We start from the raw sequence: 12,503 nt of genomic DNA, 5'->3' as shown, positions 1-12,503 counted from the left end.
ATTCGATGGTACCAGCGGTTTATAGAGAGGTTGGGTTTATCATTACAATGGGTTGTTGTTTGTATATTTATCTATAATTAAAGATCCATGATGCTTTTAACCAGGTCGCTTGTATTATTTGCTCTCTTACTCAGCACAATTTCGCAGGGGCAGGTGGCATTGCCCCTTCCCCGCAATATACTTTCAGCTTATGAAAAAGGTACCCGCAGCAGCAGCGGACAGCCGGGTAGTAAATACTGGCAAAATACAGGCAATTACACCATCAATGTAAATTTTAATCCCGATACCCGGTTAATAAATGGTACGGTAGAAATTGAATACTTCAATAAAAGTCCGAACACATTACAGCAAATAGTTTTTAAGCTGTATCCCAACATATATAAAAAAGGAAATGTAAGAATGATGCCGGTGAAACCGCAGGATATAACCGACGGCGTTCATATTTCAGCGTTACAAATTAATAATAGTGCATTAGACAGCACAAAATGGAGGATCGACGGCACCAATATGATGGTGCCTGTATCGCCGGTTTTACCCGGTGGTACCATTCGCTTAAGCATAAATTATTCGTATACACTCAATAAAACTTCTCATATAAGAACCGGTGAAATTGAACCGGGCGCTGATTTTATAGCTTACTTTTTTCCGCGTATTGCAGTGTACGACGATGTAGATGGCTGGAATATGGAGCCCTACCTTGGTCCGCAGGAATTTTATAACGATTTCGGCAACTTCAATGTTTCGGTATCGGTTCCTGCCAATTATGTGGTGTGGGCAACCGGCGATCTCACCAATTGCAATGATGTTTTAAGTGACACCTATTGCCGGCGACTGCAACAGGCCGAACAGCAGGATGGTGTGGTGAATATTATTGACACTGCCGATCTGCAACAAAAGAATATCACCAAACAAAACCAAACAAATACCTGGAAGTTTACCGCTAATAATGTTACCGATTTTGCCTTTGCAGTAAGCGATCATTATATGTGGAAATCGACCAGCCTGGTCGTTGACCCCGTTTCAAAAAGAAGAGCCCGGGTTGATGCGGTTTTCAATCCAAAGCATAAAGATTATTATGAGGTAATTGATTTTTCACGCAAAACGGTATGGGCCATGAGCTATGTATTTCCAAAATGGCCTTTTCCGTACGCGCACGAAACCGTGTTCGATGGATTGGATCAGATGGAATATCCTATGATGGTAAATGATAATCCACTCGAAAGCAGGGCCGAAACAATTGAACTGGCAGATCATGAGATATTTCATACCATGTTTCCGTTTTATATGGGTATCAATGAAACGAAATACGGGTGGATGGATGAAGGCTGGGCCACTATTGGCGAATGGGTTATTTCATCTATTATCGATACGAGCCTTAAGGATGATTATGGCGTTAACGGGTATGAAAATTTAGCAGGTACCGATACAGATGCCCCCATCAATACGCTCACAACGCAAATGACCGGAGGTTCTTTCTTTATAAATTCCTACCCCAAACCGGGACTGGGGTATTTGTATGTAAAAGATTTGCTGGGCGATTCGCTTTTTACAGTTGCCCTGCATTATTACATTCAGCAATGGAACGGCAAACACCCCATACCATTCGATTTTTTTAATTGCATGAATACAGGCAGCGGCAAAAATTTAAACTGGTTCTGGAAAAAATGGTTTTTCGACAAAGGCGTTCCCGATCTGGCTATAAAAAAAGTAAGTAAACAGCCCGCTGCATACAATATTTTGATTGAAAATAAAGGCGATAAACCGGTTCCGGTAGATGTGACCATTACATTTACCGACGGATCAAAAACAAGTGCTCACCGCTCAGTTGCGGTTTGGGAAAACTCGAAAAGCGTAACGCTTTCGATTCCTGTAAAAAAGACAATTAAATCAATTTCGCTGGGAAGTACGTATACGCCTGATGTTAACAAAAAGGATAACATGTGGGAAAACTGAAGTAGTGGCAGGCTGGAAAAGAAAATGGCAGGCCGGATCCGGTAATTTCACCCTTGCAAGTGATAAATGACACACCCGCAACGCGCAAAATGGGCTTTGCACAGGGGTTTGGCAGTAAAATGTTGAAAATTATCATTTAAATGATGCAATAATCATTGGCAAATGTTAATGTCATTTTCAACGTTACATTTTTTTTAAATTTCCTTCGTTTTTCGGCAATATTATTCTCATCTTTGCAAAAGCTCGCTGCCATTGAAGAAATCGATTTTTATTCCATTGTAAAACCGTTTTTTTTATAATGTATACCCACATTTGGCTTAAGTACCTGCCCATTATCAGAATTTTAATGAAGAAATCGGCAGCAGATGATCAAACCCTGAATCTTAATCGCCCGGATTTTGAAAAAGCCGGTGTTGCGCGTAAAGCCGGATACAAATTCACCATTGAATACACCAATGGAAAAGTGGCAAATGTAATCAGCACATCGCAGCTGGCCCTTGACCTGGCTACTGTGATGCTCGAAGACGCCACCATCAAAAACCTGTTTGCTTCAAACAACTATCAGGTTAGTTTGAACACGAAATTTCAGTTGAGCATTAAAAATTGCACCCCCCAGCCCGAAGCGCTGGCGCTGGAAGAAACAACTGCGTAACAGGTACAATGTATCTGAAGCTTTTGATCGGGAAATAAATTCCGCATCTTACATATTACTTTTTCCTTTTTGGAAGAAATGTTGCAAAATTTTTACGCCTCGCAGCAATGCGAGGCGTTTTTATTTGCATAATACCCACAGTAGTTAATTCAAACGTCATTAATGCCGGGAACCACGTAAATTGCAGCCATACAACCGGTTCATTATAAAGCGGGTTGAACGGTAATAATTTATTTTTTATGCAGGATTATTTACAGGGGTTAAACGAACAACAGCGCGAAGCTGTACTACATAAAGACGGACCGATAATGATTGTGGCAGGTGCCGGAAGTGGTAAAACCAAAGTTCTTACAACACGTATTGCTCACCTGATGGCAACGGGCGTAGATGCATTTAACATTCTTGCGCTCACTTTTACCAATAAGGCTGCCAAAGAAATGAAGGAGCGTATTGAAAAAATTCTGGGTAACAACGAAGCAAGAAATTTATACATCGGCACCTTTCACAGCGTATTCGCACGCATTTTACGCGGCGAAGCGCATAGAATAGGCTATCCGAATAATTTTACCATTTACGATACCGACGATGCCAAAAGCGTGGTGAAAACAGTGGTGAATGAACTGCACTTAGACGATAAGCATTATAAACCTGCAACTGTTTACAACCGTATTTCCAGCGCCAAAAACGCCCTGGTGGGTCCGGCTGAATACGCAAATGATTATGCCATTCAGCAGGAAGATATGCGCAATAATCGCCCGGCTATTGCACAAATTTTTGATGCTTATGTAAAACGCTGTTTTAAAAACGGCGCCATGGACTTCGACGATCTGTTGCTGAAATTTTATGAACTGCTGAAGAATGTGCCCGAAGCGCTCAGCAAGTTTCAGCGCAAGTTTAAATATATATTGATCGACGAGTACCAGGATACCAACCCTGCCCAGTACGAAATTATTAAGTTGCTGGGCGCTATGCACGAAAATGTATGTGTGGTGGGCGACGATGCACAGAGCATTTATAGTTTTCGCGGCGCTACGATTGAAAACATTCTGCAGTTTCAGAAAGATTATGAAGATGCTAAAGTGGTAATGCTCGAACAAAACTACCGCAGTACAAAAAGCATTCTCGAAGTAGCCAACGAAGTGATCAGTAATAATAAAGGGCAGATACCCAAGGCCTTGTGGACCGACAAAAACGAAGGCGAAAAAATACGGCTGGTGCGCATGATGACCGATAACGACGAAGGCCGTTATGTGGCAGATACCATTCAGGAACAAAAGCTGCGCAATCACTATAACAACCGCGACTTTGCTATTTTATACCGCACCAATGCCCAAAGCCGTGCTTTTGAAGAAAGTCTTCGCCGCATGGGCATTGCCTATACCATGTACGGTGGTGTAAGCTTTTATTCGCGCAAGGAAATAAAGGATTACGTTGCCTATTTACGCATTATCGTAAACACGCGCGATGAAGAAGCTTTAAAGCGTATTATCAATTATCCTGTACGCGGCATTGGTAAAACAACTATCGATAAAACGGTACTGATTGCCAATGAGCAGAACATCTCCATGTGGGAAGTAATTGAACGCGCCCGCGAATTTGGTTTTAAATCAGGTACGCTCGAATCGATCGACAATTTTGTAACGATGATCAAAAGCTTTGCCAGCATGCTGCAAACCAAAAACGCTTATGAAGTTGCGGTGCATGTAGGCAAGCAAACAAATTTTGTAAAAGAGTTATTTAACGATAAAAGCACCGAAGGGGTTCAGCGGTACGAAAACGTGCAGGAGTTGCTGAACAGTATTAAGGAGTGGACTGAAAGTCCGGATACCGAAGAAGGTGAAGTGACCGATAAAGGACTGGGCGCTTATCTGCAGCAGATTACCCTGCTTACCGATGCCGATGAAAAAGATCCCAATGCCGATACGGTAAAACTGATGACCATTCACGCAGCAAAAGGATTGGAGTTTGGTTGTGTGTTTGCTGCCGGTCTTGAAGAAATGCTTTTCCCCAATGCGCTTGCGATTAACACCCGCGAAGAGCTTGAAGAGGAGCGCCGTTTGTTTTATGTGGTGATAACAAGGGCAAAGGAAAAACTATGGATCACCTATGCCAACACCCGCTATCGATTTGGCAGCCTGGTGCAAAATGAACCAAGCCGTTTTATCAATGAATTACCCGAAAAATATTTAGACAGAAGTTATGCCGGAGGCGGAATGCGCAACCAGGGCAACTGGGGCGGCGGCGGAAGTGCCTTCGACAGAATGCATGGCGGTGGCGGTTGGGGCAACCAGGCCAATCAGGCAGAGAAAAAATATGGCCCCCCTCCGTCGAAGAAAACAAACACAACGCCTTCATACGTAGCGCCCAAGCCTCAGCAAAAAGCTGTTGAACATGTGCCCTCGGCCGATTTTGTTGCCAGTGACATTTCGAATTTACAGGTAGGTCAGCGGGTCGAGCACCAGAAGTTTGGATTTGGTGAAGTGGTGAAAATGGAAGGAAGCGCGCACAATCCCATTGCAACTGTGAAGTTTGAACTGAATGGCGAAAAAAAGATTATGCTTAATTATGCCAAGCTGAGGATCATTAGTTAAGTCAGGCGTGAAACGGCAAAGGTGAAACGGCAGCGATATTTTATATTTCCCGTTTGCCATTTCACGTTTTACGTTTCACGTCACGACAGCATCTTCATCACGCCATTCCGGTATAATTTCCCAATAGGAATGTCGGTTTTGTCGATTTCAATTATTTCGTTGGTGAATGATTTTATTCTGTTAAGAGCCACAATAAACGACCGGTGTGTGCGAATAAATAATTTATCGGGCAGCATGGCCTCAACCGAACTGATAGATTGTTTGGTGATAATAACTCCGTTCAGCGTAAATACTTTTATATAATCCTTCATGCTTTCGATATATAAAATATCATCCAGCATCACTTTTACCATTTTACGGTCGGCCCTGAAATAAACAAAACTTTCGTTTTTCTTTTCTTCTGTTACATCCGCAGTAGCCGGTTTCATTTCGGTTGAAACAGCGTGCATTGGAAAAGCTTTATTTACTGCTTTTAAAAAACGGTCGAACCGGATTGGTTTCATCAGGTAGTCAACTACATCCAGTTCATAACCTTCCAAAGCATATTCTGAAAAAGCAGTGGTAAAAATAACCTTCGGCGGATTTTTGAGTGTTTTTATAAAATCGGTACCGTTCAACTGCGGCATACGTATATCTAAAAATAACAGGTCAACCGGTTGCTGTTGTAAAACGGTCAATGCCTGAATTGCATTGGCACATTCACCGGCAAGCTGCAGGGTGGGTACATCCTGAACATAACGGCGAATAATTTCGCGTGCTGGTGGTTCGTCATCTATAATTAAACAACGTATGGTTCTCGGGTCATTCATGATAGGTAAGCTTAAATGTACCGCTTTGTTTTTTAACCTCTGGCATTAGCTCCAGCTGCAGCCAGAGATTTACAATAAAAACATCTTCTTCATCAGAAATAGTCAGTTCGTGTTTACCGGCATATAACAGGGCAAGGCGGTTACGTACATTGCTGATGCCAATACCATTATGATTATCATTCACCACCTTATTTGTTTTGCCATTCATCAGCTTTACATACAGTTTATTTTGTTCAAGCGTTACCTGCAAATTCAGCCAGGGTTGCTCCAGCATATGGCTGGTGCCATGTTTAAAGCAATTTTCAACAAAGGGCAATAGCAGCAGGGGAGCAATGCCTAAATTGTTTGTTTCGGCAGGCAGGTCAATGTGTACATCGAGATGATCATCGTAGCGAATTTGTTCAAGCGTAATATAATCCTGAATCATTTTTAATTCTTTTGATAAAGGAACAAGCGGCTGGTTGCATTCATACAACATAAATCGCAACATATCCGACAGGCCCATTACCAGTTGCGAAGCCACCGGTGCCGTGTTTTGCGTATGTGAATAAATGTTATTAAGTGTATTAAATAAAAAATGCGGATGAACCTGTGCTTTCAACAATTGCAACTTTGCCTCGGCATTTTCTTTTTGCAACTGCAGGTTGCGTTGTTCTTTTACATACCAGTGTTTCATTAATTTAATGGAAGCGGCAATACCTCCGATTGTAATGCCGCCCCGTAATCCGGCCATAAGCGACAAGTGAAATTGGGTAGTGGCCCGCATGCGTAAATAGTGATGGGAAGCATCTTCATTTAAAATGATTCTCTCTATTTCGGGAATGATAGTAACAGAAATAGCGATTGAAATGAGCGCTGTTCCTAAAAAACATATAAATACCCAAATTGCTGTATGAATGTATTTTTGTTTGAGCAGGTATCGTGGAATTACAAAATACATGAGGGCATATGAAAGAGATATATGCGCTATCATATATGCCAACGATTCAAGAATAGAGCATAGCAATAGTAATAGATATCCATACTTTTCCGGAAAACCAATAACAGAATACAGCACCCCCTGAACCAGCCACCAGAACACCCAAAAAGCCAGATGCCGGCGAATGCGGTATTTTGGCTCGTCGGAAAATATAAAAGGGTATTGCAATATGGATTGCATATATTAAAATTACATTCCCTTTTTGTTGTAAAGCGGGTCGGGGGTGTTAATATCGCTGTATATCAGTTTTTCGTCGACAAAAGAGTTTTAATGTGGATGACCGGATGAACGTTATTTTTTTCGCAGCCGGTTTATAACCAGCGATTCGTTTTCCTTTAACAGGTGTTGCTGTTCCCAGGCTAGTACCGAAGCTTCAAGTACATCTTTTAACTGCATTTTGGTGGCTTCTTTTTCGGGTTTAAGGCGAATGCCTTCGAGTTTTTCTTTATAAACCAGCACGCCTTCGTTGTTGTAAAAATAAACGATGTGTTGTTTGGGTGAATGAATATTGCTTTCAACCACCCACCACCCTTTGTCGGATACCCAGGGTGGCGATACGCGTTGTTTATGCTGGGCAAAAGCAGGCGCCTGCATAATAGTGCAGGTGATAAGCACAAAGAGAACTTTTTTCATGACTATAGCTTTACTGAATGAATTAACCAGATAAAACTATTGATTAAATAAGGCCTGAAATTATAAAGTAGCCGGTTATACTAACGGTTACGACAAACGCAGGTTAATTGTAGATAAACAGCCTGAAGACCGATAAAATATGTTTGTCGACGAAGTATGCAATGACTTGATAAGTATATATTTAGAGTGCCGGTTACCAGGCTTTCGGGCAGCCCAGCATATTTTTTGAAGAACCCCGGCCGATATTGCAAATGCCGCCATTTCCCAACCTGAAAGTGAGTTTCAGCCCTGTAAAGTAGTACCAGTCTTTTTCATTTTTATTGCCTCTTACCAATCCTTTCGGGTAATTGGGATCGCCACCGGGAAGCTCGTCGCCACGATAAGATAATTCGGCCGATTTGGCGCCCCGTTCGTTTAACAGTACGGCTTCATCAACATAGGTATTACTTACATCATCGAGGTAATCGGTAAACAACTTACGAAAACCAAACTCAACCGAAATTTGCAGATTGATGCAAGGCTCGTATTTAATGCCGGCTACCAGCGGCCAGCAGGGTTGGGTTAGGGAATAAGGTTTTCGACCGGGATATTCGGGCAATCCCTGGCCTTCAGTGCTTAAGGCTTGCAGGTAAATTTTTTGACCGCTTTGATCGTATGTATATGGATTAAAATGAAACAGGCCAATGCCCGTGAAGAAGTATGGTGTAACCGGAAATTTTTCAAGACTGATCAAATCATATTCAAGTCCCACGTTTATTTCAGCAATGCGCGACTGGAAGTTCAGGTTGCGGATCCGGAGGTAATCGCGGTTCTTTTTATCATCGGCTCTTACGGCGCCGGCCGCAATGCCACCTCGTACATAAAAATGATTGGATAGCTGGTATTTTACATTGGCATTAAAGGCTGGTTGCGCCTGCCGAAAAGTAAACACGATGGGAAGCAAATCGCCCTGGTAATTTGAAACGCCGCCCAAAAGTTCAACCTGAACACGCTGCGCCTTTACACCAGCTGCCGTCAATACCACAAAACAAAGCAGTAACAGATTCTTCATTGGACATGGATATTTGAAGCAGAATATTCCCCGATAACTATGCCATAAATGCAAAAGCCTTCAAAATTTTAGCATCAGCAGACCGGTTACCGGGACTCTGTAAGCGCCGCGTGACCTGATTCGGGTAAGTAATTGAGTTTGTATAACTTATTAGTTGATTAATGTCAAAAACCGTGTGAACCCTTACAAAGAACCGATACGGGATTGGTATAATCCCAAAACTTTACTACCTTATATGAATGTACGAAAAACCCCCACCCTTCGGCTCTTACGTAGTAACTTTAAGTGTTTCTGGCTGGATCGATGTGTTCACATGCCATGCTTATTGTGATATTCTTATCGACCATTTAAATTATTGTATCGATAACAAAAGTCTGCATGTTTATGAATACGTACTAATGCCCAGTTACATATCTATCGTTGCCTCCTCAAAGAAAAAACATATTTCTACTATTTTAAGAGAGTTTAAAAACGGCAGTGCCAAGCAGATTCTTAAATCGATTTCTGAAAACCCCGATGAAAAGCGCAAAGAATGGATGATGCGCTTATTTCATTTTTACAGTAACCGGTATCAGCACGATGCTGAACATCACTTCTGGCAGTTTGGTAACCATCCCGTTGTTCTCGACAGTTCAGAATTGTTTGCCCGGCATGTAACCGATGTAGTGAATCTGCCGGTTTCATCAAAACTGGTAGATGATCCGCAACATTATGTGTACAGCAGTGCCCATCCCAGGCAACGGGTTAAGCTCGACAACTGGAAGTAAGAGAGTCATAAAGTCAGATATGTTGAATGAAATAAAGCCGCATGGAATTAAAGGATATTAAAAATTAAAGGAGTCGAAAGCGAGGAAAGATAAAGGCGTCAAAACAGTGACATTATCATCACTGACCCATATGGCCGACCGCCTGATTTGGAAATAGGATTCATTTAACAATTGATCTATGAAATGGCATGAATTGCTTAACTGATGGGCCTTTTAACCAATTTAAACGTTTAAGCAAATTTTAATGGTAAAACTTCATTGCCATCCGTGTATTTATTATAAAACCTGTATTAACATGAGCGTTTTTTATAAGTAACATTTAGTATATTACATTCCTTAAATTCTTCAATTTATTTCTGAGCCTGATTATTAGTGTTTTCCGCACCCGGGATCCAATTCAATAGAAAGGAATAATTATATATCACCCGATGTATTCATTTTATTAATGTATTGTTGATAAAAGCACGCTGGTATGATCAATAAAAATAAAAACCAGGGTCTTAACCAACAGGATTGCTCCTATCTTACTTTTAATGTAGTAGATTGGATTGATGTGTTTATAAGACCTACTTACAAGCAAGCAATTGTAGATGCTTTAAATTTTTGCATCGAAACAAAAAAGTTTACCGTGTATGCCTGGTGTTTAATGACCAATCACCTGCATATACTGGCAAGGGCCCACAACGGTTCGGGACTTGCCATGATTGAAAAAGAGTTTAAAAAATATACTACCACAAAGATTCTTGAAGCTATAGATATTGAACCCGATCTTCGGCGTGCCTGGATGTTGCAACGGTTTGAGAATTTCAGTTTGAGCCTTAAAAAAATTGAAAAATTTCAATTGTGGCAAAGTTGCACCAACCCGTCATTTATCGATTTTAAACAGGTATATAAATTACAGGAACGGGTTTTATATATACATGAAAATCCGGTGCGTGATGGAATAGTGGCCGAGCCCGAACATTATTTATACAGCTCTGCCGGTGATTATGCCGGTAAACCCGGGTTAGTGAAAGTAAATGTTATAAATTTTGAAGCCCTTCGAATGTCGTTGCTGAAGAATGGGGCTTCCTGATGGTTTGATTGCTAAATAGTTTGATTGTTTGTAACCCTTTGGGCAGCAGGTTGAATTATGTATCAACCTGGTTGATTACCGGGTTCAACAGCCAATGAGCCATTAAGCCATCGAGTCATCTTTGAGCTTATCACTCAGGGCCTGAACAGTTTTCTTTTCGCTGCCAACAAATATTTTATCGTTAATGATGGTTACGGGGCGCTTTAAAAAAGTGTACTCGTCGAGAATCAATTGCCGGTAGTCGGTTTCTGTAAGGGCCTTATCTTTCAGACCCATTTCCTTGTATTTCATTGCCCGCCGGCTAAACAGCGATTCGTAGCTGCCGGTTATGTTTTTCATGGCATCGAGCTGCGCCGGTGTAATGGCTTCTGTTTTAATATCCTGCATTTCAAAGCCTTTATTATTAATGCCTGTTTCTTTGATAATGGCCTGACAGGTAGTGCAATTTCCCAGATGGTAAATTTTTTTCATAAGTGACTGCAAAATACGACACTGAAGTCGGAAGTCAGAAAAGACCGAAAAACGGAAAGGCGGAAATCCTCAGGGAAAATACGTCGCAACAGGTTTCCGACCTCCGACTTCGGACTTCAGACCTCAGTTTCAGGAAAAAAAGGTGTTTCAACTGTAATTTTTTGTGTATTTAGCCGACCAATTTGGTATCTTTTCGCTAAAACCAAAAACTTTTGCAGGCAAAACTTAATCAAAATGAGTTTGTGGCATTAGTGCATCAACACCGGGCTATGTTGTACAAGGTGTGCAATTTGTATTGCTCATCTGATTACGATAAACAGGACCTGTTCCAGGAAATCGTAATACAACTTTGGGGCGCTTATCCACGATTCAGGGGCGATTCAAAATTCAGCACCTGGCTATATCGTATTGCCCTGAATACGGCAATATCTGACCTGCGCAAACAAAAAAAGCACATAAAATCCGTAGAGCCGGAATCATTGCCAACCGAAATTCAGGATATACAGTATAATAATGAACGGGAAGAACGATTGCAGCAACTATACAAAGCTATTAACCATCTTACTGAAATAGAAAAGGCTATTGTGATGCTGTACCTCGAAGACAAGAGTTACGAAGAAATGGAAGATATTTTAGGCATTAATCAAAATAACCTGAGAGTGAAAATGAACCGGATCAAAGAAAAATTACGTAAACTCACTAAATCTGTTGAACATGGAGTTGGATAGCCTGAAAGATTTATGGAAAAACCTCGATGAACAGGATCTGCGACCAGGCAAAGAAGAAGTACCTATTTTGTCCATGTTGCAAAAACGGTCGCAGAGTGCAATCACCAGGTTGAAACGCAACCTGAACAGGGAGCTTGCCGCCTTACTGATAATTTATACACTTACCATCTGGTACATTATAACTTATCAGCGTTTATACTGGGAACTTGCTTTATTGTTGTTTTTTGTAGGCCTTGCTTTTTTATTTTACTACTATCACAAAAACAAACTGCTGAAACAAATGCAGTGTGTGGCCTGCGAAGTGAAATCAAATCTGAAACAACAACTGGTTACACTCGAAAAATACGTTCGCTTTTATTTTATTGCCGGAACCATTCTTACCCCCCTTGCTTATTTTGCTGCCGGAATTATTATTTTAATGGATAGTCCGGGTACTGCACCGATAAACGATCTGCCGACCGATGGAGGTGTTGTTGCAGTTTCACAAATTCCTATCGTAAATCATATTACCAATAGCCGCTTTTTCTTTTTGTTTGTTTCCATTGGAGTTGGTCTTACCATCAGCACCTATTTTGTAAACCGCTGGCTGATTAATAAAATGTACGGTCAGCATATTCAAAAGCTGAAGGAATTGCTGTATCAGATGGAAGAAGTTGAGTAAGGGAATAGTGAATGAACAATAAGCAAAGGTAAAACTGCCTGCCGGCCTTTATTTGCTGAAACTACGCGACCCAAGTGCCGCCTTAGCTTAGGCACATACGCCAGAGCATAGTGGCGGAAGACGGAACAGGCAA

12 protein-coding genes are annotated in these 12,503 nt (G+C 41.4%); 7 read left to right on the top strand and 5 right to left on the bottom strand.

Features of this window, described 5'->3' with window-relative positions:
• Positions 1-87: 87 nt before the first annotated feature.
• The 3 genes from AC59IL_RS10370 to AC59IL_RS10360 all read left to right on the top strand — a co-directional run bounded on the left by AC59IL_RS10370 (position 88) and on the right by AC59IL_RS10360 (position 5,196).
• Entirely contained in the window at positions 88-1,953 is a 1,866-nt protein-coding gene (locus tag AC59IL_RS10370) for a M1 family metallopeptidase (RefSeq protein WP_496552049.1), read from the top strand.
• A 298-nt stretch (positions 1,954-2,251) separates the two neighbouring features.
• Positions 2,252-2,605, top strand: a complete 354-nt coding sequence (locus AC59IL_RS10365) for a hypothetical protein (protein WP_496552048.1) — start codon at positions 2,252-2,254, stop codon at positions 2,603-2,605.
• 239 nt (positions 2,606-2,844) lie between these two features.
• Entirely contained in the window at positions 2,845-5,196 is a 2,352-nt protein-coding gene (locus AC59IL_RS10360; protein ID WP_496552047.1) for an ATP-dependent helicase, read from the top strand.
• Between the two features lie 80 nt (positions 5,197-5,276).
• Here the strand turns inward: AC59IL_RS10360 and AC59IL_RS10355 are convergent, their stop codons facing one another.
• The 4 genes from AC59IL_RS10355 to AC59IL_RS10340 all read right to left on the bottom strand — a co-directional run bounded on the left by AC59IL_RS10355 (position 5,277) and on the right by AC59IL_RS10340 (position 8,668).
• Positions 5,277-6,005, bottom strand: coding sequence for a LytR/AlgR family response regulator transcription factor (locus AC59IL_RS10355; RefSeq protein ID WP_496552046.1), 729 nt, complete (start codon positions 6,003-6,005; stop codon positions 5,277-5,279).
• On the bottom strand, positions 5,998-7,164 hold the full coding sequence (locus AC59IL_RS10350) for a sensor histidine kinase (protein WP_496552045.1): 1,167 nt from the start codon (positions 7,162-7,164) through the stop codon (positions 5,998-6,000). Before AC59IL_RS10350 ends, AC59IL_RS10355 begins: the two co-directional genes overlap by 8 nt.
• Before the next feature lie 111 nt (positions 7,165-7,275).
• Positions 7,276-7,617 (bottom strand): hypothetical protein, encoded by a 342-nt coding sequence (locus tag AC59IL_RS10345; RefSeq protein ID WP_496552044.1) that lies wholly within the window; start codon positions 7,615-7,617, stop codon positions 7,276-7,278.
• 193 nt (positions 7,618-7,810) lie between these two features.
• Positions 7,811-8,668, bottom strand: a complete 858-nt coding sequence (locus tag AC59IL_RS10340) for a DUF6089 family protein (protein WP_496552043.1) — start codon at positions 8,666-8,668, stop codon at positions 7,811-7,813.
• Positions 8,669-8,907: 239 nt separating this feature from the next.
• Between AC59IL_RS10340 and AC59IL_RS10335 the strand changes: the two genes are divergently transcribed.
• The gene (locus AC59IL_RS10335) at positions 8,908-9,435 is read left to right on the top strand and encodes a transposase (RefSeq protein WP_496552042.1); all 528 of its coding nucleotides are present in this window, start codon (positions 8,908-8,910) and stop codon (positions 9,433-9,435) included.
• 472 nt (positions 9,436-9,907) lie between these two features.
• Positions 9,908-10,510: a transposase gene (locus AC59IL_RS10330; RefSeq protein ID WP_496552041.1), complete on the top strand. Its 603-nt coding sequence runs from the start codon at positions 9,908-9,910 to the stop codon at positions 10,508-10,510.
• 102 nt (positions 10,511-10,612) lie between these two features.
• Here AC59IL_RS10330 and AC59IL_RS10325 read toward each other — a convergent pair whose 3' ends face one another.
• The gene (locus AC59IL_RS10325) at positions 10,613-10,981 is read right to left on the bottom strand and encodes an arsenate reductase family protein (protein WP_496552040.1); all 369 of its coding nucleotides are present in this window, start codon (positions 10,979-10,981) and stop codon (positions 10,613-10,615) included.
• 212 nt (positions 10,982-11,193) lie between these two features.
• Between AC59IL_RS10325 and AC59IL_RS10320 the strand changes: the two genes are divergently transcribed.
• A complete protein-coding gene (locus AC59IL_RS10320) occupies positions 11,194-11,709 on the top strand; it encodes an RNA polymerase sigma factor (protein WP_496552039.1) in 516 nt (171 codons plus the stop codon).
• Entirely contained in the window at positions 11,696-12,370 is a 675-nt protein-coding gene (locus tag AC59IL_RS10315; protein WP_496552038.1) for a hypothetical protein, read from the top strand. Before AC59IL_RS10320 ends, AC59IL_RS10315 begins: the two co-directional genes overlap by 14 nt.
• Positions 12,371-12,503: the final 133 nt, after the last annotated feature.

This window comes from Niastella sp. sgz303648, from assembly GCF_059587045.1.
The sequence above is the reverse complement of the archived record's forward strand: the minus strand, read 5'-3'. Positions and strand labels throughout refer to the sequence as shown.

Bases quoted from the DNA above. Each gene is read 5' to 3' on its own strand.
- AC59IL_RS10360 (WP_496552047.1), top strand. From the start codon at position 2,845: ATGCAGGATTATTTACAGGGGTTAAACGAACAACAGCGCGAAGCTGTA.
- AC59IL_RS10355 (WP_496552046.1), bottom strand. From the start codon at position 6,005: ATGAATGACCCGAGAACCATACGTTGTTTAATTATAGATGACGAACCA.
- AC59IL_RS10350 (WP_496552045.1), bottom strand. From the start codon at position 7,164: ATGCAATCCATATTGCAATACCCTTTTATATTTTCCGACGAGCCAAAA.
- AC59IL_RS10325 (WP_496552040.1), bottom strand. From the start codon at position 10,981: ATGAAAAAAATTTACCATCTGGGAAATTGCACTACCTGTCAGGCCATT.
- AC59IL_RS10365 (WP_496552048.1), top strand. From the start codon at position 2,252: ATGTATACCCACATTTGGCTTAAGTACCTGCCCATTATCAGAATTTTA.
- AC59IL_RS10340 (WP_496552043.1), bottom strand. From the start codon at position 8,668: ATGAAGAATCTGTTACTGCTTTGTTTTGTGGTATTGACGGCAGCTGGT.
- AC59IL_RS10330 (WP_496552041.1), top strand. From the start codon at position 9,908: ATGATCAATAAAAATAAAAACCAGGGTCTTAACCAACAGGATTGCTCC.
- AC59IL_RS10370 (WP_496552049.1), top strand. From the start codon at position 88: ATGATGCTTTTAACCAGGTCGCTTGTATTATTTGCTCTCTTACTCAGC.
- AC59IL_RS10345 (WP_496552044.1), bottom strand. From the start codon at position 7,617: ATGAAAAAAGTTCTCTTTGTGCTTATCACCTGCACTATTATGCAGGCG.
- AC59IL_RS10335 (WP_496552042.1), top strand. From the start codon at position 8,908: ATGTACGAAAAACCCCCACCCTTCGGCTCTTACGTAGTAACTTTAAGT.
- AC59IL_RS10315 (WP_496552038.1), top strand. From the start codon at position 11,696: ATGGAGTTGGATAGCCTGAAAGATTTATGGAAAAACCTCGATGAACAG.